The following is a 19,258-nucleotide window of genomic DNA, read 5'->3' on the forward strand; positions in this document are numbered from 1 at the left end:
GTTAATCCCGGCCGTCCGACGGCCGGATCCGGGTATCCCTGGCGGGCAGTACCATCCCCCACACCCGAAGGGAACACCCTCATGCGCGTCCGGCTCGTACTTGCCGCAGCCGCCCTGCTCACCGCCGCCGTCGCCCCTCTCGCCCACGCGGAAGGGGACGACGGCCAGGCGGTCGCCGACTCCGGCCGCCTCACCGACGACCTGAGCCTCGTCGCGGACGGCCACTTCACCAACGCCCTCTTCGTCGACGCGTACGGAACCGTCGCGGCCGACAGCACCGTCACCCTCTCCGGCACCTACCGGTGCCTGGACGACAGCGCGGGCCCCGTGTTCGTCGCCTCCACCCTCGTCCAGGGCGACCGGTCCACCGGGATCGGCGGCACCCGGGCCGTCTGCGACGGGCACCTCCACACCTGGACCAACCGCTCCGTCGTGAAGGACCCCGCCTACCGTCCCGGCGCCGCCCGGGTGGACGCCACCCTGCTCCAGCTCAGCGGGACGGGACTGCCGCTGCCCCGCTTCCTCGTCGTGGAGAAGACGGACGTCGAGCTGCGCTGACGCACCCCGGGCGCGTCCGGAACGCCCCTCGGGGCGGGTACTACCCTCCGGACGCGCCCGGGCCCGTCCCCGGCGGACCGGCCAGCTCCGCCAGTCCGTCCCGGCCGAGCGCCTCCAGCTCGTCGAGGGCGGCCACGGCCCGGGCCGCCGCCTCCGGATCGGTGGCGGCGAGGCCGCTCGCCGCGAACTCGTCCTCGTCCAGCCGCAGCACCTCGCTGCCGTCCGCCGACACCCACAGGTCCAGGTCCAGGTCCTCGACCACCACCCCGGAACCGCCGATCACCGCGGGCCGGGTGACGTCGCAGTACCAGCCCTTGAGGAGGCCGTCGGCGGACCACACCTCCTTGACCGTGAACCAGCGGTCGTCCCAGTAGTGCTCCACGAAGACGTCCCCCGGCTCGAACCGCACGAAGCCGAAGTCCCGCACCCCCTCGGCCGCCCACGGCGCGCGCACCGAGAGCCGGCCCGCCCCCTCGGCGAGCACCTCGGCCGGGTAGCGGATCTTCGTCCGGCCCGCCTTCGTCAGGGTGACCTCAACCGGCCTTCCGGACATGCCGCACCTCCGTCGCCGCGATCTCGTAGCCGAACCACCGGTTGATCGCCAGCATCGGGCCGTTCCCGGCGTCGTTCCCCGTGAGCGCCTCGGTGCAGCCCGCCGCCCGCGCCCGGTGCAGGGACGCGTTCTTCACCAGCTTGGCGAGCCCCCGGCCCCGGAAGGCCGGCGCCGTGCCCGTCATCCCGGTGCCGTACCGGCCCAGGCCGTCCGTCTGCCCGGCGGTGAACGCGGCGGGCACCCCGTCCACCACCGCCACCGTCGTCAGCGACCGGTCGAGGAGGGGATGCGCCCAGGTCGTCTCCAGCCAGTGGGCGTAGTCGTCCATCGCGACCGTCACGTCGCCCGGCTCGTCCGCGGTCGTCACCGCGTCCAGCTCGAACAGCGGCCGGGGATCGGCCGCGAAGTCCTCGGCCGTGAGCAGCGTGACACCGGCGGGCGGAGCCTGGAGCGGCGGCAGCACGGCCCCCGTCAGGTCGAGCCGGAGGAAGTGGGCGGAGCGGCTGGGGGAGTACCCCCGCCGCCCGGCCCAGGCGCGGTGCTCCGGCGCGTCCAGGACCCAGCTGTAGAAGGTGTGCGCGCCGTGCTCGGCGAGGTGCTCCTCGGCGGCGCGCAGCAGCAGCGTCCCGGCGCCGTGTCCCTGGTGCGCGGGGTCCACGTACACGTTGACGGAGCCGATGCCCGGTTCCGGGGAGTCGTGGGCGATCCGCAGCTGGGCGGTGCCGACGACCCGGTCGTCCCCGGTCACGGCGACGAGGGGACGCGCGTGACTGTCGGGGTGGGCGTACGTCTGCTCGAAGGTGAACTGTTCGGCGGTCGCGAGCATGAAGGGGAGCGCGGCACGGCGGACCCGGGTCCAGCCCTCGGCGTCCCGGTCCCGCACGTCACGGACGATCACGGTCATGCGAGCGCACGTTACGGGGGAGGGCCCGCCGCCGCCTCCCCTTTTCCGGCGGCGTGGAGGCAGAATCGGCGGGTGACACTCACCATCGTCGTGGACCACGAATCCACCACCGCTCCCTACGAACAACTGCGCGCCCAGATCTCGGAGCGGGCCCGGTCGGGCGGACTGCCGGTCGGCAGCAAACTGCCGACCGTACGGGGGCTCGCGGAGCAGCTGGGACTCGCAGCGAACACGGTCGCCAAGGCGTACAAGGCGCTGGAGGCGGACGGGGTGATCGAGACGCGCGGGCGTCACGGGACCTTCGTCGCCGCCGCCGGGGACGCGGCGAGCCGCCGGGCCGCCGGCGCGGCCGCCCGGTACGCGGAGGAGGTCCGCCGCCTCGGCCTCAGCCGCGAGGCCGCCGAGGCGGCGATGAGCGAGGCCCTGCGGGCGGCGTACGACAGTCAGGACCTGCCCGGCTGACCGGGACCGGCCGGGCCGGGCCTCCCGGAAGCGCCACAGGTACGGGCCCGCCCCCGCCGTCCGGGGTTCGGGAAGGTCCGCCGGGGGCGTGCCGCGACGCGGAGCGAACGGCTCCGCCGGCGTCGCGCCCCCGCGCGGCACGCCCTCCCGCGGTCTCGCCGGGGACCCGCGCCGCCGGCTCCGCGTCCGTGGCCGTCACGGTGACGTCCCCGCCCCGGTTCCAGCGGGAGCCGGCGACCGGGGGCGCCGCGCACCGGCCGAAACGCGGTGCGCGGCACGTCAGATCCAGTGGCCCCGCACCGCGCCCCGGACGCGCCGGGCGAGCGCGTACCCCTTCGTCATGGCTCGGTCCGCCGCGAAGTTCCGCGCGATCGCCCGGCCCTCGATCAGGCGGACGAACTCCCCGGTGCCGGTGGACCGGCGGACGGTAACCCGCTCCAGGGCGTACGGCCCCTGGCGGCGGCGGGCGAGCGCGTTGCCGACGGCGAGGGCCTGGGCGAACCCGGCCTCCCGGACCGCCCGGCGGACCCGGCGGCTGGAGTACCCGTACGGATAGGCGAAGGAGACGGGAGCGGTCCCCAGCTCCTCGCCGACGATCTCCCGGCAGCGCAGCGTCTCGAACCGGAGCCGTTCCGCGCCGAGCTGGTCGAGCTGCGGATGGCTGTGGCTGTGACCGCCTATCTCCGTGCCGGCCCCGGCCAGTTCGCGCACCTGCGCCCAGTCGAGCATGGTGTCGGGCGCGCCGCCCGCGTGGTGCCGGCCGCGCAGCCAGCCGGTGGACACGAAGACGGTGCTCACGAAGGAGTGCCCGGCGAGCACGGGCAGCGCGTGCCGGTGCACGCCCTCGTAGCCGTCGTCGAAGGTGATCAGCAGGGGCCGGGCGGGCAGGGGTGCCCCGTCCCGCCAGGCGGCGGCGAGCCCGGCGGTGGTCAGCGGGGTGAACCCCCGCTCGGCGACCACCGCCATCTGGGCGGCGAACGCCTCGGGCGTGACGGAGAGCCCGAGGGCGGCGGGGGCCGGGTCCCGGGCGACGGCGTGGTACATGAGGATCGGCACGGGGGCGCTCCGGGCCGGCGTGGGCGCGCCGGGGGCCGTGGGTGCCGCGGACGTGCCGGATGTCCTGGGCGCGCCGGGTGGCGCGGACGCGCCGGGCGTCGTCCCCGTCATCCGACCGCTCCCTCGGCGGCCCCGTTCACGACGGTTCCGTCCCCGGTCCGTTCGCCGGCCTGTTCCCCGGGCCGCGCTCCGGTCCGTTCCCCGGTCCGTTCCCCGGTCCGTTCGACCGGTCCCCAGGAGAAGGTGGTGCCGGAGTGGCGGGCGCGGAGCCGGCCGAGCGCGTAACCGCAGGCCGCGAGCGCCACCCCGGTGACGATGGCTCCGGCGCGGCCCGCGCCGCCGGGACGGCCGCGCAGCGCGTCGCCCGCGCCGCGCAGGACGCCGGCGGGCAGCACGCGGGTGGTGTAGCGCCGTTCGGACTCCAGGCCCTTCTGCGCGCCGACGCTCCGCGCGACGAGCGCCTTGGAGAGCCCCTCGGCGTACACCCGGGTCCGAAAGTAGGCGAAGCGCTCGCGGGCTGCGGGAACCTTGTGGTGGATGACCGCCCGGTCGTCCATGAGCAGGACCGCCCCGGGCAGCGCCTCGGAGAGCCGGATGCACAGCTCGGTCTCCTCGCCGCCCAGGGGGCGCCGGTCGCCGTCCCGGCCGATGCCGAGGGCGAAACCGCCCGCCGCGTCGAAGGCGGTGCGGCGGAAGGAGGCGTTGCCGCCGAGCACGTTCCGTACGGGGACGCGGCCCGGGGGCAGGCCCCGGTACGTGCAGCCGACGACCCAGTCGAACTCCTCGGGGAACCAGCCGGGGCGCCGGCCGGACGCCCAGACGGGCAGGGTCCGGCCGCCGACGGCCATGACGCGCGGGTCGTCGTAGGCGGCGGCGAAGTGGCGGAGCCAGTCCCGCTCGGCGACGGCGTCGTCGTCCAGGAAGGCCACGAACGCGCCGCGCGAGGCGGCGATTCCGGTGTTGCGCCCGGCGGAGAGGCCGCGGGGGCCCGTGTTGGCGAGCACCCGCACCTCCTCCCCGGGCCGTGCGTCCGCGTACTCCTCGGCGAGCCGTGACCGCAGGCGCTCGTTGTGGTCGACCACGAGCAGGGTCTCCAGGGGCGGCAGCGACTGGCCCCGCACGGAGTCGACGGCGGCGAGGATGTCCTCCCACCGGTCCTCCGTGTAGGCGCAGATGACCACCGAGAAGCCGTGCGGGGACGTGCGGTCGCTCAAAGGGTCTCCCCCCGGGGGACGTTGACGGAGAAGGCGGCGGGCCGGCGGCGGGCCGACCGGCTCACGGCCTTCTCCTTGAGGATGACCTTGAGGACCCGGATGCCGTCGCGCACGGCGTTGAGGTTGCTGACGCCGTGGATGCGCAGGTATTCGTGGCTCGGCACCTCCTGCACCCTGAGTCCCGCCTTGACGACCCGGATGTTGATCAGGGTCTCGATCTCGAACCCGGTGCAGTCGAGGGTGATCTTGTCGAGGCAGTGGCGCCAGAAGGCGTTGTAGCCGTAGCAGAGATCGGTGTACCGGGCCCCGAACTTGCGGTTGACGAGCGCGCAGAGCACCCGGTTGCCGAGTCTGCGGACGACCGTCATGTCGTCCGTGCCGCCGCCGTTGGCGAAACGGGAGCCCTTGGCGAAGTCGGCGCCGCCGACGAGGGCGGAGACGTAGGAGACGATCTCCTGGCCGTCGGCCGAGCCGTCCGCGTCGACCATGACGATGATGTCGCCGGTGCAGGCGGCGAACCCGCTGATCAGCGCGTCCCCCTTGCCCTTGCCGACCTGTCTGACGACCTTGACGTCGGGCCAGTGCTCACGGGCGACGTCGACCGTGTTGTCGGTGGAGTTTCCGTCGACCAGGACGACTTCGTGTATCCATTCCGGCAGCGTCTTGAAGACGTACGGAAGGTTTTCCGCTTCGTTCATCGCGGGAATGACCACACTCACCGGCGGCGTGATCGCCAGGTGCGAGGTGATGGCCCGGTACTGAGCGGCTATTCGACTCGGCTCGGTCATTTCTTGGCCCGTGGCGGCCGGGCGCAGGAACGAGCTCATGCGTCTGGTTTCCCTCTCGTCCGGTGGGCCGCCCATCCCTTGGGCGGCCCGGTGGTGTGTCCGGTGCGAAAGGGGGGTTCCCGCCCGCCCGCGTGGAAACGATCTCCTTGCGGGATCGACGAGTTGGCATGACCGGCCGCGCGGCACCCGTGTCCCGGCGCACGTGCTGACGCCGGACACGGCACCCCCCTTTGCCGCGCCCCGACCGGAACCGTCGCGACGCGGGAGCCCTCCCCAGAGCTGTTTGCGCGACGGATCGGATCGGGTGAGATGTACGACGGTATTGATGCAGGGGACTGTATGGCAAGACCCCCCATCCCGACCCGTGTTTCCGTGCTTTGACGAAGAATCGGCGCTCGGAACGACCGAGTTTTCGGTCTGATTCGGTCAATTCGATGACGCGGTGAGAAGGGTGGGGCGGGGGCGCTCTTCCGGGGGCCGACGGCCGGGCGGTCCGCCCTCCCTCCGGCCGCCGAGCGGGAGCGGAGCCTCCGGTTCCCAACATGGCCGGAACTGGTCGCTCTCCAGAGGATTTCGGCAATCCTTCATCCCCGCTTTTGACATGAACACTTCCGGCCGGGCGATTCCGCTGCTACTACCTGGTAGCGCAGAGACCCTGCTACAGGAGGTCCCATGAGACTGACCCGATTCACCGCCCTCTCGTCCTCGCTCCTGCTCGGTGCCGTCCTCGCCCTCACCGGGGCGGGCGCCGCACAGGCCGCCGGAACCGCCGCGGCCGTCGACTACGTGGCGCTGGGGGACTCGTACTCCTCCGGTGTCGGCGCCGGCAGCTACGACAGCGCCAGCGGCGACTGCAAGCGGTCCACGAAGGCGTACCCCGTCCTCTGGAAGAACGCGAACGCCCCCGCCTCGTTCGCCTTCACCGCCTGCTCGGGCGCCCGAACGGGTGATGTGACCGCGAATCAGCTCGGACCCCTCTCGACCGCCACCGACCTGGTCTCCCTCACGATCGGGGGAAATGACGCCGGTTTCGCCGACGTCATGACGACCTGTGTGCTCCAGTCCGAAACCACCTGCGTGAACCGAGTGAATCAGGCCAAGGCGTACGTCGACTCGACCCTGCCCGGCAAGCTCGACTCCGTGTACAACGCCATCGCGGCCAAGGCCCCCAACGCCCGGGTGGTCGTCCTCGGCTACCCGCGCTTCTACCAGCTCGGCGGGAGCTGTGTGGCCGGCCTGAGCGAGGGCGAGCGCAAGGCCATCAACGGGGCCTCCGACTACCTCAACGCGGCCATCGCCAAGCGCGTCGCCGACCACGGCTTCACCTTCGCGAGCGTCGTCCCCGCCTTCACCGGCCACGAGATCTGCTCCGGCTCCGCCTGGCTGCACAGCGTCAACTGGCTGAACATCGGCGAGTCCTACCACCCCACCGCCGCCGGGCAGTCCGGCGGCTACCTGCCCCCCTTCAGGGACGCGGCGTAACCCCTCCGCCGTCCGCCCCCGAGGCGCCGGAACCGGCCGGAGCGGTGCTCGTGACACCGCCCGGCGCACCCGGTCCGGCGCCCCGCCCGTCGTCCTCCACCCAGTGGTAGACCAGCGCCCCCGCGATCAGCAGCGCCCCGACGACCCCCGCCACCAGGACGGGGGTGCGGCGGGACGCGCTCCGCCGGGGCGTTCCGCCGTCCCGTTCCGCCGGGGCGCCGGCCGCCCCGCACGCGTCGCCGTCCCCGTCCCCCCGGGCGCCGGGAGGAGGGGCGGCCGCCCCCGTCTCCGCCGGGTCCACCGCCCGCGCCCCGCTCCCGGCGATCCGGCGCAGCTCGCGCTCGATCCCGTCCGCCGTCGCGGGACCGGAGTCCTCCGCCCCCAGGAGCGCGTCGACCACCGCGCCCAGCGGCCCGGACCGGTCGGCCGTCGCGGCCTCCAGGAGCGTCCCCAGGGAGCGCAGGTCGGCCGCCGGGTCCGTGGCGCCGTCCGGTCCGGCGCCGGCGCCGGCGCCGGTGACGAAGCCGGTGACGGCGATCCGGCCGTCGTTCCCCAGGAGGACGTGGTCCGGCCGCACGCCCCGGTGCGGGACGCCCGCCTCCCGCGCGGCCCGCAGCCCGGCCAGGACCTCGGCGCCGACGCGCGCCGCCTCCCGCCGGGGCAGGGGGCCGTCCGCCTCCAGGGTCTCCGCGAGGGAGAGGCCGCGGACCAGCTCCGTCACGACCCAGGGCCGGCCGTTCTCGGAGGCCACCCCGAGGACCCGCACGACGCAGGGGTGGGAGATCCGGGCGGCGGTGCGCGCCTCGCGCTCCCGGCGCGCGTGCAGCAGGGGAACCTCGTCCGCCGGGAGGCCGGGCGGGACCCGGGGCTCCTTCAGGGCCACCTCGTGGCCGTCCGTCTCGTCCAGGGCGCGCCAGACGGTGCCCGTCGCCCCCTCGGCCAGGACGTCCAGAAGCCGGTAACGACCCGCGATCACCGTCATGGCCCCACGGTAGCCGAGGGGCGTCGTCACCGCTCCGGTGCGACGGCGGACCATCGGCGGGATCCGGCGACGCGCCCGGCGGTGGATCTTGGTGGCGGAGATCACACGGGCTTCCGTGCCCCCGGCCGTCGCGCCGGAGTGCAGGATGGTTCATGACGTTTCGACAGGTGTTCGATGCCTGTCCAACTCGCCCTGGAATCAGATGGATTCGGAGGGTGATCGTCAACCCCCGTACGAGTGCGTCGAATCCCGCCGCCGGGATACACGAGTGTCGTGACGGGGCGATAGGGTTAACCTGCCCGGGTCGGGTGCCCTTGTACGGGTGGGGAGTGACATGGAACAGATAGCAATGCGCAGCAGGCCGCGAGTGCCTGCCATCACCTGCGGGAGCAGCGCGACCAGTTCGCGGCTCGACCGCCATCTCGCGGTGCTCGGCGGACCCGCCGTGCCCCGGCGCGAGGCGGCCGAGGCGACCCTGCTGATGCGGGAACTGACGGCACGTACGCACGACACGCCGGTGCGCGGACACCGCAGCCGCAGCGCGCGGGTCTCGCTCTTCGCCCCGCTCCGCCGCCTGCGCCGTTCGCTCTTCGGCACCCGTCACTGATCCGGCCGCCCGCGCGGCCCCGACGCGACTCCGCCGGACGTGTCCCCGCCCGTCCGGCGTTCAGTCGTGTCCGCACCCCTCCGCGCGTCCCCGTCAGGCGACCACACCCGCGTCCCGCAGCTCCCGCACCTCCGCCGCGCACAGCCCGAGTCCGGTGAGCACCTCGTCCGTGTCCTGACCGAGCGCCGGAATCCGGTCCATCCGCGGTTCCGGCGCGTCCGGGAACACGATCGGCGGAAGCAGGGCCCGCAGCGGCCCGGCCGGCGACTCCACCTCCCGCCACCGGTCACGTGCCGTCAGCTGCGGGTGATCCGCCAGCTCCGCCACCGAGTTGAGCCGGGCGCAGGCGATGCCCGCCGCGTCGAGCCGGGCCAGCGCCTCGTCCGCCGTCAGCGGGGCCAGGGCCCGCGCGACCACCGCGTCCGTCGCCGCCCGCCCGGCCACCCGCGCCGCGTTCGTCGCGAAGGCCGGGTCGTCGGCGAGACCGGGCCGGCCGAGGACCCGCCCGGCGAGGCGCCGCCACTCCCGGTCGTTCTGCACGGAGAGCAGCACCAGACTCCCGTCCGCCGTCGGATAGGCGTCGTACGGGGCGATCACCGCGTGCGCGAGGCCCGTGCGCGCCGGGGCCGTGCCCCCGTGCATCCCGTGGTGCAGCGGGTGCCCCATCCACTCGGCGAGCGAGTCCAGCAGGGAGACCTCCACCGGCCCGCCCAGGCCGGTCGCGCCGCGCCGCACGAGAGCGGCGAGGACACCCGCGAAGGCGTACATCCCGGCGGCGATGTCGGCCGCCGGGACACCCGACTTGACGGGGTGCTCCGGGGTGCCGGTCACCGACACCAGGCCCGTCTCGCACTGGACGAGCATGTCGTAGGCCCGCCGGTGCGCGTACGGCCCCTCCGCCCCGTACCCCGAGACGTCCACCGCGATCAGCCGGGGGTGCGCCGCGCACAGGGTGGCGGCGTCGAGGCCGAGGCGGGCCGCCGCCCCCTGTGCGAGGTTCTGCACGAAGACGTCGGCGCCCGCCACCAGCCGCCGGGCGAGGGCCAGGCCCCGGGGGTCCTTGAGGTCGAGCGCCACCGACTCCTTGCCCCGGTTGCACCACACGAAGTGGGAGGCGAGGCCCCGGGCGGCGGTGTCGTACCCCCGGGCGAAGTCGCCGCCGTCGGGACGCTCGATCTTGACGACGCGGGCGCCGAGGTCGGCGAGCTGCCGGGTGGCGAAGGGGGCGGCGACCGCCTGCTCGACGGCGACGACCGTGACCCCCGCGAGGGGGAGTGGCTGAGTGCTCATGACCGTCCTGCCTATCCTGCCGGGCCGCCCCCTGTCATCAGGGGATGCGTCACCCCGCCGGTCCGGGCGGGAGACGGCGGGGCCGGGTCCGCGCGGGAGCGGGCAGGATCCCGCCGCCGCCGGGTGCGGGCCGCCGTCCGGCTCCCCGGTCACAGGAGTGCGAACTGCCCCTCCGGGCCCTCCTCCGGGTGATCCAGTACGGACGCGGGGCGGCGGGTCCCGGCCGGCGGCGGCAGCACCCCGGCGGCCCGCAGGTCCGCCGCGCCGCCCGGCCCCGCGGCGAGGGCCGCCCGCTCCGGCTCCCGCGCTCCCAGCAGCGCGAGCACGGTGATCAGGCCGAGCAGCTCCGAGGTCCACTCCCGGGGCCAGGCGGCCGGGCCGATCGCCTCCAGGGAGCCCGGCTCCGCGGGGGCGGTGCGGCACGCGAACCACTGCTCCAGGACCCGCGCCCCGCCCACCCGGTACTCCCACGCCTCCGCCGGCACGGGGGAGATCCGGCCCCCGTCGAGCTCCAGCGCCTCGTTCTCCGGGTCGTACGCCATCGTCGTCGGTCGTGCCGGGACCGCCGCCCGCACGTAGGGACGGCGTCCGCCCGGCAGCCTCGGTCTCGTGCCGCTCAGGGCGCCGCGCAGCTGCACGTCGGCCAGGTCCCGGCCGAGCGCCACGCCCGCGGCCCAGACCTCCCGGCCGGCGGGGAGCGGGACGCGGCACCCGGCGGGGGAGGGGCGCGCCGCCGCCACCGTCCACGCCAGCCAGTCGTGCGGGGTGACCCCGTGTCCGTACCGCTCGCCGAGGAAGGTCAGGAGGCCGGGCGCGAGATTGGGCTCGCGGCCGCCGGGGCGCCGGAACAGCGGGCGGACGCGGCCCGGGCGGCCCGTCGGGGAGCGGCCTCCCGGCAGGGCGGCCGTCACCAGGAGCGGGGGGCCGGCCGCTCCCGGCCCGTACCCCTGCTCGACGGCGAAGAGCTGCGGCTCGCCGGCGACCCGCCACAGCTCCGGCCGCGCGGAGTCGATCAGCCGGTGGTCGGGGAGCAGCCACTGTTCGTCGAACGGCCCGTGCGCCACCCGTACCGGCTCCGGGCAGGGGCCCGGCTCGCGGGCGAACCGCGCGGTCCCGGTCCGCTGTCCGGGCAGCGCGGCCACCGCGCTCGCCGTGGTGCGCGCCCCGCTGGGCCGGAACAGCGCCTCCCGCTCGGCCCCCTCCGCGGCCACGAGCCGGTCCCAGCGGGCCCGCAGCGTCCGCGCGTCGGGAGCGACGATCCAGGAACGGCCGAGCCGGGGCGGGGCCACGGACCACGGCATCAACTCGTCGAGGAGGGGCGCGTCCTGAGGCCGGGCGTCATCCGTCACGCCCCGCATGCTAACGACCGCCGTCGGTGCTCCTCCACCGGTACGGGGAGCGGTGGAGGCAGCCGCCGGTCAGTCGGCCTCCACCGTGACCGTGAAGGAGAAGCGGTCGCCCCGGTAGCGGATGCGCGCCACGTCGACGACCCTGCCGTCCTCGTCGTAGGTCACGCCCGTGTAGTGGAGGATCGGGGAGAGCAGCGGGACCCGGAGCAGCCCGGCCGTCTCCGGATCGGCGAGACGGGCCTCGACCGTGTCCGTGATGCGGCTGATCCGCACGCCGACCACGTCCCGCAACACCTTCGTCATCGGCCAGCGCTCCAGGTCCGCAGGGTCGATGGCGGCGGCGAGCGCGGGAAGCACGGCGTTCTCCGCCCAGTTCGTGGGCTCCCCGCTCTCGCCGTCGCTGCGCAGCCTCCGGTACGCCACGATCTCCGGCACGTCCGGGAAGTACTCCGCCAGCTCCCCGGGCACGGGTCCGGTGCCGTGCCCGAGGACCGTCGTCCGTTCGCCCGACTGCTGGGCCACGATCGCGTCGATCGAGCCGAGCAGCCGGCGCGGGGCGGAACGCCGGGCGCCCGGCTCGATGAAGGTGCCGCGCCGCCGGTGCCGGCTGATCAGGCCCTCCTCCTCCAGCTCCTTGAGGGCCTGGCGCATCGTCAGCACGCTCACGCCGTAGTGGGCCGCGAGCTGCTCCTCGGTGGGCAGCCGCAGCGAGGCGTCTGGCGTCCGGCCCAGTATCGAGGCGCGCAGCGACTGCGAGACCTGGTACCAGAGCGGCAGCTTGCGGTTCAGGACCAGCGAGTCGGGAGCGAAGGCGGTCACGGGTCCTCCGTACGGGAGCTGCGGGCTTGTGGCCGGGATGCTACGGCCGGAAGTGGCGCTCCAGACCCTGCCACACGTCGTCGTACCCCTTCTGCAGATGGTCGGCGTCCGCGGCCTGCGGGGTCGTCGTCACCGGCCAGCGGGTCTCGAACATGAAGGCCAGGCCGTCGTCGATCTTCTGCGGCCTCAGTTCGGCGGCGCTGGCCCTGTCGAAGGTCTCCCGGTCGGGCCCGTGCGCGGACATCATGGTGTGCAGCGAGCCGCCGCCCGGGACGAAGCCCCCCTTCCCGGCGGTCTTCGCGTCGTACGCGCCCTCGATCAGGCCCATGTACTCGCTCATCACGTTCCGGTGGAAGTACGGCGGCCGGAAGGTGTCCTCGCCGACCAGCCAGCGCGGGGCGAAGACCACGAAGTCCACGTTCGCGAGCCCCGGGGTGTCGGTGGGCGAGGTGAGCACCGTGAAGATCGACGGGTCGGGGTGGTCGTACGAGATCGTCCCGATGACGTTGAAGCGACGCAGGTCGTAGACGTACGGGGTGTGGTTGCCGTGCCAGGCGACGACGTCCAGCGGGGAGTGCCCGTACGTCGCCGACCAGAGGTTGCCGCAGTACTTGTTGACGACCTCGACCGGCCCCTCGACGTCTTCGTAGGCGGCGACGGGGGCCCGGAAGTCGCGGGCGTTGGCCAGGCCGTTGGCGCCGATCGGGCCCAGGTCGGGGAGCTGGAAGGGGGCGCCGTGGTTCTCGCAGACGTACCCCCGGGCGGTCTCGTCGAGCAGCTCGACGCGGAAGCGGACCCCGCGCGGGACCAGCGCGACCTCGCCGGGGCGTGCGGCGAGCAGGCCCAGCTCGGTGCGGAGGAGGAGGCCGCCGCGCTCGGGGACGATCAGCAGCTCGCCGTCCGCGTTCCCGAAGACCCGTTCCATGGAGGCGTTGGCGTGGTAGAGGTGCACGGCCATGCCGGTGCGCCGGGACGCGTCCCCGTTGCCGCCGAGCGTCCACAGGCCGGCCAGCCAGTCGGTGCCCGGGGCCGGGTCGGGCAGCGGGTCCCAGCGCAGCCGGTTGGGATCGGGCACGGTCTCGGTGAAGGGCGCGCCCCGCAGCGCGCCGTTGTCGATCCGGGTGTACGGCGGATGCGCGGCCGACGGGCGGATCCGGTAGAGCCACGAGCGGCGGTTGTGGGCCCGGGGCTCGGTGAAGGCGCTGCCGCTGAGCTGCTCGGCGTAGAGGCCGAGGGGCGCGCGCTGCGGCGAGTTGCGGCCGTGCGGCAGCGCGCCGGGGACCGCCTCCGAGCCGTGCTCGTTGCCGAAACCGGTGCTGTAGGTGAGCGCCTCGGCCGTCTTCCTGGCCTGCTCCGTGTTCATCGCCCGCTCCTGTCCTGAGCCCGCAAGGGAATCCTATGGGTGACCGTAGGATTCCGCGCGGCTCCCGTCAACGGGGCGCCGCCGGAAGCGACCGGAAGGCGCCGGGAGCGGGTGTGCGCGCCGGGCGCGAGGACCGATGTGTGCGCGAGGGGGTCAAAAAAGGTGAACATTGCTCTACTCTCACGCGCATGTCCCGGACCCGAAGGTTCCTCCTCGCGCTCTCGGTCGTGCTCGCGGCGCTCGCCGCTGCCCTGTCCGCCGCACCCGGGGCCCAGGCCCACGAGGAGCGGCCCGTCACCTTCCCCGACGGCTCCGGCAGCGTGCCGAAGCTCCGCACGGGCGAACCCGACCTCCTCGTCTGCAAGACCGACCGGACCGACTTCGCACGCCGGATCTCCGGCTTCCCCGCCGCGCTCAAGGCCCGGAACCTCGCCCTCTTCGAGCGCTGCACGGCCTCCGGGTACCGCCACCTCCAGCAGGCCGTCGACGCCGTCGACCGGCCCGGACTCACCATCGCGCTGCTCCCCGGCCTCTACGAGGAGGAGCCCTCGCAGCCCCCGCCCACCGGCGCCTGCGCCGCCCTCGACGCCCCCGACTCCGCGCTCGGCTACCAGATCCTCACCTACGAACAGCAGCGGCAGTGCCCGCACAACCAGAACCTGGTCGCGATCCTCGGCAAGAAGGACCTCCAGATCGAGGGCACCGGCGCGTCCCGCCGCGACGTCGTCATCGACGCCGGGTACCGGAAGCTCAACGCGATCCGGGCCGACGGCTCCGACGGCGTCTACTTCCGGAACTTCACCGCCCAGCGCACCACCTTCAACTCGCTGTACGTCCTCGCCGCCGACGGCTTCGTCATCGACGACGTCCTCACCCGCTGGAACGACGAGTACGGCTTCCTCACCTTCGCCTCGGACCACGGCCTCTACAAGAACTGCGAGTCCTACGGGAACGGAGACTCCGGCATCTACCCCGGTTCGGCCTCGAACATCAACGACGGCCGCGGGTACGACGTCCCCCGCTACTCCATCGAGATCACCGGCTGCCGCAGCCACCACAACATGGTCGGCTACTCCGGCACCGCCGGGGACTCGGTCTGGGTCCACGACAACGAGTTCGACCACAACATGGGCGGCGCCTCCATGGACTCCGCCTTCCCCGGCCACCCCGGGCTCCCGCAGAACCACGCCCGCTTCGAACGCAACCTGATCCACGACAACAACCAGGACTACTACCCGTACGTCGCCGACGGCACCTGCGCCAAGCCGCCCGCCGAACGCGGCTACGAACAGGGCGTCGTCTGCCCCCAGATCTCCATGCCGCCGGGCAGCGGCATCATCACCGCCGGCGGCAACTGGAACCTCTACGAGGACAACTGGGTCTACGGCCACCGCCGCACCGCCTTCTACCTGAACGCCGTCCCCGCCTTCGTCCGCGGCGAGTCCGCCTGGGGCAAGCAGACCGACACCTCCCACCACAACCGCTACGCCGGCAACCACCTCGGTGTCGACCGGTCCGGAGCCTCCCGCCCCAACCGCACCGACGTCTGGTGGGACGGCCAGGGCGGCGGCAACTGCTGGCAGGCGGACGCGGGCGCGAGCTCCCCCGGCGTTCTGCCCCGGTGCGGAGCCCGCCGGGGCGAGGTCTCCGGTGCCACGGACCGCCTCGTCGGCGAACCGGTCAAACTCGCCCAGCTCCTCGTCTGCGCCGACTACAACGTCCAGGCGCGCCGCCTCCCGGCCGGCTGCGACTGGTACGGCGCCCGCGGCCTCGCACGCGTCGAGGTCCAGCTCGCCCTCGGCTGCGCCCTCGTCCTCGCCCTCACCGGTGGCGCCCTGTGGTGGCGCCGGCTGCGCGGCCACCGGCTCGCGGGCGCGGCCACGCTCATCGGCCTCACCGGTCTCGCCCTGGACGTGGCCGGCTCGACCCTCACCCTCGCCCCGACCCCCGTCCCGGCCCTCGCCCTGCTGCTCACCGGCGTCTGGTGGACCCTGCTCGGCCTCGCCCTGCGGCCCGTCCGGCCCGTCTTCGCCTGGATCACCCTGGCCCTCGGCGCCCTCACCCTCCTCGACGCCTTCGACAAGGCGGTCCTCATGATCCCCGGCATCCCCCTGAGCCCCGCCTGGCTCCGCCTGCTCCTCGGTGGCGTCTGGGTCCTCTGGGCGGTGGTCGCGTCGAGCGGGCGGCCTTCGGGCGACGGACCGGAACGGGGATCGGGCGATGCACCGGAACGGGAGGCGGCGTCCGGTACCGGCGCGGCACCCGGAGCCGGTACCGGCGCGGCGCCCGGAGCCGGTACCGGCGCGGCACTCGGAGTCGGTACCGAGGCGGCACCCGGAGCCGGGGGTGGAACGGGGAGCGGGGGCGGACCCGCACCCGATTCGCGTCCTGTTCCCGCGGCCGGTTTCGACCCCGACCCCGACCCCGACCCCGACCCCGGCCCCGGCCCCCGGCCCGGCTCCGGTCCCGTACCCCCGTCCTCCGGCACCCGGCCGCACGGAGAGGAGGCGTCATGACGCGCGCGTGCGGGCCCGGGTTCCCCGGCCGCCGGTTCGGCGCTCTCTGCCTGACGTTCGCCCTGTGCGCCCTCCCGGTCCTCACGGGTTGCGGCGGCCGGGCCACCACCCATCACAAACCCGGTACCAGCCACCAGGAGGCCGTCGGCGGCGGCACCCTGCTTCCGGCCCGGGACGAGGCCGGGCACCGGCTCCGGGAGCTGCCCGCCGCCGACGCGCCCACCGTCCGGGCCGAGGCGCGGCCCGATCCCGAGGGCGGCTGGAACATCCATCTCATCGTGGAGAGGTTCCGCTTCACCCCCGAGAGCACCGGCGGCGCGGCCCTCCCGGGCCGGGGCCACGCCCGCCTCCTGGTGGACGGCCGCGAAACCGGCCGTCTGTACGGCCCCTGGGGGTACGTGCCGGCGGGCTCCCACACCCTGACCGTCCGGCTCCACGCGGACGACCACACCGTCTGGGCCATCGCGGGCGCCCCCGTCCAGGCCACCGTCCGCCTGGACAACACCCCCACCGCGACTGCGCCACGGACCCCGAGCCCCACCGAAACCGGCCGAACCGTCACCCTCGCCCTCGTCAACGGCACCGTTCGTCCGCCCCCTTCCCGGATCGAGCTGACGAAGGGTGAACGCCTCACCCTCCGCGTCACCAGCGACCGGGCCGACACCCTCCATGTCCACGGTTACGACCGTGAACTGCCCCTCTCGCCCGGCACGCCCGCGTCCCTCACGCTCACGCTGGACCGCACCGGTCTTTTCGAGGTCGAGACCCACGAGTCCGGACTCGTGCTGACCCAACTCGCCGTCCGATGAACGGATTCCTCGCCCACTTTCCCGTTCCGGCCCCCGTCCACCTCCTCGCCCCGGCTCACTCCCATGTCCCCGCCCCGGCTCCCGTCCTTCCACTCGCCCACGGCGTGGGCTCCCGGCACGACCTCCCCCTCTCGCCCTTCTACGCCTACGCCGGTGCCCTCACCGCGCTCCTCGTCTCCTTCCTCGCTCTGGGCCTGCTCTGGTCCTCCTCCCGTTTCCGGGGTGACCTGGCCGGACGCCCCCTCCCCGCCTCCTTCCAACGGGCCGCCGACGCCCCGGCCACCCGCGCCGGCCTCCGTGTCCTCGGCTCTGTCGTGTCCCTGGTCCTCCTCCTCCACCTCCTCCTCGGCCCGGACGACCCGGACCTCAACCCCGCTCCCGGCGCCCTCTACGTCCTCCTCTGGGTCGGACTCGTCCCCGTTTCCCTCCTGTTCGGCCCCGTCTGGCGTCTTCTCAACCCCCTGCGCGCCCTGCACTCCCTCCGTCCGCCGCGTGATCCCCGCCCGCTGCCCGCGGCCCTCGGCATCCGCCCCGCCGCCGCCGGACTCCTCCTCTTCACCTGGCTCGAACTCGTCGCCCCCGACAACACCTCCCGCACCGTCCTCCTGTCCGCCCTCGCCGCCCACGCCGGCTTCCAGCTCCTGGGGGCCGCCCGCTACGGCGACCGGTGGTTCGCCCACGCCGATCCCTTCGAGGTGTACTCCTCCCTCCTCGCCCGACTCTCCCCGCTCGGTCGCCGGGCCGACGGCCGACTGGTGCTGCGTTCTCCGTTCGACGGCCTCGACTCCACCCCCGGCCTCCCCGGTCTCGTCGCCACCGTCTGCGTCCTCCTCGGCTCCACCGCCTACGACGGCCTCTCCGACAACCCCCGCTGGATCACCACCCTCCAGACCTCACCCCTCGGCCCCGTCCCCACCGCCACGTTCGGCCTCCTGGCCGCCGTCGCCCTCGTCGCCGCCTGTTACGGTCTCTGCGCCGGCGTCCTGCGTCTGATGGACCGTGGACTCACCACTCCGCTCACCTCCTTCGCCCACGCGCTGCTCCCCATCGCCCTCGGCTATCTCACTGCCCACTACTTCTCACTCTTAGTCACTGAATTTTTACGCATAGTGACGATGGCGGTGGGTATGGTCCCCGCGTCCGCTCCCGATCCACCGCTGGGACCCGAAGGGCTCGCGACCCTCCAGGTGACAGCCGTCGTCACCGGTCACGTCCTCGGTGTCGTCGCGGCCCATGACCGGTCCGTGCGACTCTTCCCGCCCGCCCGGGCCGTCGCCGGCCAACTGCCCCTGTTCATCCTGATGATCGTGTACACGCTCGGCGGCATCGCCCTGCTCGTCGCCTGAGGCCGAACCTCTCCGAAGCCCACCTCGCCCGAAGTCCGATCCCGGTCCGAGCCCTGTCCCCCGGCCGGTCCGAGCCCTGTCCCTCGGCCGGCCCGGGACCCGTCCCTCGGCCGGTCCGGGTGGGCGGCATCATGGACCCGTGCCCCAGACCCACCCCCAGACCCGCTCCCAGGCCGCTCCGGTGCTCCGCCGCGCTCCCGTGCAGCAGCGCAGCGCCGAACGGCTCGCCCGCATCCTCGACACCTGTGCCGTGCTCCTCGACGAGACCGGGTACGAGCGGTTGAGCACCCGCGCCGTCGCCGCTCGCGCCGGGGTCCCCATCGGCTCCGTCTACCGCTTCTTCGGCAACAAGCGGGCCATGGTCGCCGCCCTCGCCCTCCGCAACCTCGACCGCTACGCCGAGCGGGTCTCCGAACGCCTCGCCGCGACACCGCTCCTCGACGCGCGCGGAGCCATCGACGGCGTCCTGGACGAGTTCATCGCGATGAAACGGACCGTTCCCGGTTTCGCGCTCGTGGACTTCGGCCTGCCCGCCGCCGCGGCCGGGGAAGTGGTCGGCGAGCCGTCCCGGACGGTGGCGGGAAGCGCGTCCCGGGCGACCGGGAGGGCGGCCGGAGAGGTGGCCGAAGAAGCTTCGGGCGGGCACGCGGTCCCGGACGGGAGCACGGCTTCCGGAGGGATCGCGAAGCCGGACAGAGAGGCGGGGCCGGACGGGGAAGCGAAGCCGGACGGAGGGGCGGAGCCGTACGGGGCAGCGGAGCCGTACGGAGAAGCGGCTCCGGGCGGAGAGGCGCGGCCGGGGCGCGGTCACGGCGTGCCCTCCGGCGACGACCCCAACCGTCTCGTCGCCGAGCGGATCTGCGAACTCCTCGCCGCGCACCTGGGCCGTTCCGCCGACGAGGAACTGCACCGGAAGGTGCTCGTCGGGGTCGAGACCGCCGACGCCCTCGTCCGGCTCGCCTTCCGCACGGACCCCGACGGCGATCCGGCCCTCGTCGCCGAGACCCGACTGCTCCTCCACGCCTACCTGGCGCCTTCCCTCCTGTGACCCGCCACTCCTCGCGGTCGGTCCGTTTCCTGCTGTGCCCCCGGCCCTGACCTGCTTCTTTTGCTCGTATTGCTCACGCGTCACCATCTTGTTAACGCCGGAAGGAGGCACC

The 19,258-nt window shown here is 74.2% G+C and carries 18 protein-coding genes; 8 read left to right on the top strand and 10 right to left on the bottom strand.

The window, feature by feature from the left end:
- Nucleotides 1-81: 81 nt before the first annotated feature.
- A complete protein-coding gene (locus ACZ6AQ_RS18820) occupies nucleotides 82-558 on the top strand; it encodes a DUF6299 family protein (protein ID WP_468760780.1) in 477 nt (158 codons plus the stop codon).
- Nucleotides 559-598: 40 nt separating this feature from the next.
- Here the strand turns inward: ACZ6AQ_RS18820 and ACZ6AQ_RS18825 are convergent, their stop codons facing one another.
- On the bottom strand, nucleotides 599-1,111 hold the full coding sequence (locus ACZ6AQ_RS18825) for a ribonuclease FAU-1 family protein (protein ID WP_468760781.1): 513 nt from the start codon (nucleotides 1,109-1,111) through the stop codon (nucleotides 599-601).
- Nucleotides 1,092-2,015, bottom strand: a complete 924-nt coding sequence (locus tag ACZ6AQ_RS18830) for a GNAT family N-acetyltransferase (RefSeq protein WP_468760782.1) — start codon at nucleotides 2,013-2,015, stop codon at nucleotides 1,092-1,094. Before ACZ6AQ_RS18830 ends, ACZ6AQ_RS18825 begins: the two co-directional genes overlap by 20 nt.
- 72 nt (nucleotides 2,016-2,087) lie before the next feature.
- Between ACZ6AQ_RS18830 and ACZ6AQ_RS18835 the strand changes: the two genes are divergently transcribed.
- Nucleotides 2,088-2,477: a GntR family transcriptional regulator gene (locus ACZ6AQ_RS18835; RefSeq protein WP_388693847.1), complete on the top strand. Its 390-nt coding sequence runs from the start codon at nucleotides 2,088-2,090 to the stop codon at nucleotides 2,475-2,477.
- A gap of 279 nt (nucleotides 2,478-2,756) precedes the next feature.
- Here ACZ6AQ_RS18835 and ACZ6AQ_RS18840 read toward each other — a convergent pair whose 3' ends face one another.
- From ACZ6AQ_RS18840 to ACZ6AQ_RS18850, 3 genes are all read right to left on the bottom strand, one after another.
- Entirely contained in the window at nucleotides 2,757-3,521 is a 765-nt protein-coding gene (locus ACZ6AQ_RS18840; protein ID WP_468760998.1) for a polysaccharide deacetylase family protein, read from the bottom strand.
- Nucleotides 3,522-3,640: 119 nt separating this feature from the next.
- A complete protein-coding gene (locus tag ACZ6AQ_RS18845; protein ID WP_468760783.1) occupies nucleotides 3,641-4,747 on the bottom strand; it encodes a glycosyltransferase family 2 protein in 1,107 nt (368 codons plus the stop codon).
- The gene (locus ACZ6AQ_RS18850) at nucleotides 4,744-5,574 is read right to left on the bottom strand and encodes a glycosyltransferase family 2 protein (RefSeq protein ID WP_468760784.1); all 831 of its coding nucleotides are present in this window, start codon (nucleotides 5,572-5,574) and stop codon (nucleotides 4,744-4,746) included. The genes ACZ6AQ_RS18845 and ACZ6AQ_RS18850 overlap by 4 nt, the downstream gene beginning before the upstream one ends.
- Nucleotides 5,575-6,207: 633 nt before the next feature.
- On the opposite strand from ACZ6AQ_RS18850, the gene ACZ6AQ_RS18855 reads away from it, so the two are divergent.
- Nucleotides 6,208-7,017: an SGNH/GDSL hydrolase family protein gene (locus tag ACZ6AQ_RS18855; RefSeq protein ID WP_388693840.1), complete on the top strand. Its 810-nt coding sequence runs from the start codon at nucleotides 6,208-6,210 to the stop codon at nucleotides 7,015-7,017.
- Here ACZ6AQ_RS18855 and ACZ6AQ_RS18860 read toward each other — a convergent pair.
- Complete coding sequence (locus ACZ6AQ_RS18860; protein WP_468760785.1) at nucleotides 7,001-7,999, bottom strand: serine/threonine-protein kinase; 999 nt, start codon at nucleotides 7,997-7,999, stop codon at nucleotides 7,001-7,003. The two genes, ACZ6AQ_RS18855 and ACZ6AQ_RS18860, sit on opposite strands and share 17 nt — an antisense overlap.
- A gap of 334 nt (nucleotides 8,000-8,333) precedes the next feature.
- Here ACZ6AQ_RS18860 and ACZ6AQ_RS18865 point away from each other — a divergent pair, with 334 nt between their 5' ends.
- A complete protein-coding gene (locus ACZ6AQ_RS18865; RefSeq protein ID WP_388693836.1) occupies nucleotides 8,334-8,606 on the top strand; it encodes a hypothetical protein in 273 nt (90 codons plus the stop codon).
- A gap of 93 nt (nucleotides 8,607-8,699) precedes the next feature.
- Here ACZ6AQ_RS18865 and ACZ6AQ_RS18870 read toward each other — a convergent pair whose 3' ends face one another.
- The 4 genes from ACZ6AQ_RS18870 to hmgA form a co-directional block, all read right to left on the bottom strand.
- Nucleotides 8,700-9,896 (bottom strand): CaiB/BaiF CoA transferase family protein, encoded by a 1,197-nt coding sequence (locus ACZ6AQ_RS18870; protein ID WP_468760786.1) that lies wholly within the window; start codon nucleotides 9,894-9,896, stop codon nucleotides 8,700-8,702.
- A gap of 149 nt (nucleotides 9,897-10,045) precedes the next feature.
- Nucleotides 10,046-11,254 carry a type ISP restriction/modification enzyme gene (locus ACZ6AQ_RS18875; protein ID WP_468760787.1) on the bottom strand — a complete coding sequence of 403 codons (1,209 nt, stop codon included), beginning with the start codon at nucleotides 11,252-11,254 and terminating at the stop codon, nucleotides 10,046-10,048.
- 60 nt (nucleotides 11,255-11,314) lie between these two features.
- Nucleotides 11,315-12,064: a GntR family transcriptional regulator gene (locus ACZ6AQ_RS18880; RefSeq protein WP_388693828.1), complete on the bottom strand. Its 750-nt coding sequence runs from the start codon at nucleotides 12,062-12,064 to the stop codon at nucleotides 11,315-11,317.
- Between the two features lie 40 nt (nucleotides 12,065-12,104).
- Nucleotides 12,105-13,427, bottom strand: a complete 1,323-nt coding sequence (hmgA, locus tag ACZ6AQ_RS18885; RefSeq protein WP_468760788.1) for a homogentisate 1,2-dioxygenase — start codon at nucleotides 13,425-13,427, stop codon at nucleotides 12,105-12,107.
- A 188-nt stretch (nucleotides 13,428-13,615) separates the two neighbouring features.
- Between hmgA and ACZ6AQ_RS18890 the strand changes: the two genes are divergently transcribed.
- The 4 genes from ACZ6AQ_RS18890 to ACZ6AQ_RS18905 all read left to right on the top strand — a co-directional run bounded on the left by ACZ6AQ_RS18890 (nucleotide 13,616) and on the right by ACZ6AQ_RS18905 (nucleotide 19,146).
- Nucleotides 13,616-15,943, top strand: coding sequence for a right-handed parallel beta-helix repeat-containing protein (locus tag ACZ6AQ_RS18890; RefSeq protein ID WP_468760789.1), 2,328 nt, complete (start codon nucleotides 13,616-13,618; stop codon nucleotides 15,941-15,943).
- Nucleotides 15,940-16,752, top strand: a complete 813-nt coding sequence (locus ACZ6AQ_RS18895) for a hypothetical protein (RefSeq protein WP_468760790.1) — start codon at nucleotides 15,940-15,942, stop codon at nucleotides 16,750-16,752. Before ACZ6AQ_RS18890 ends, ACZ6AQ_RS18895 begins: the two co-directional genes overlap by 4 nt.
- Nucleotides 16,749-18,098, top strand: a complete 1,350-nt coding sequence (locus tag ACZ6AQ_RS18900) for a hypothetical protein (RefSeq protein WP_468760791.1) — start codon at nucleotides 16,749-16,751, stop codon at nucleotides 18,096-18,098. The genes ACZ6AQ_RS18895 and ACZ6AQ_RS18900 overlap by 4 nt, the downstream gene beginning before the upstream one ends.
- 139 nt (nucleotides 18,099-18,237) lie before the next feature.
- Nucleotides 18,238-19,146, top strand: coding sequence for a TetR/AcrR family transcriptional regulator (locus ACZ6AQ_RS18905; RefSeq protein ID WP_468760792.1), 909 nt, complete (start codon nucleotides 18,238-18,240; stop codon nucleotides 19,144-19,146).
- Nucleotides 19,147-19,258: the final 112 nt, after the last annotated feature.

The organism is Streptomyces sp. NPDC041191 (assembly GCF_055591945.1).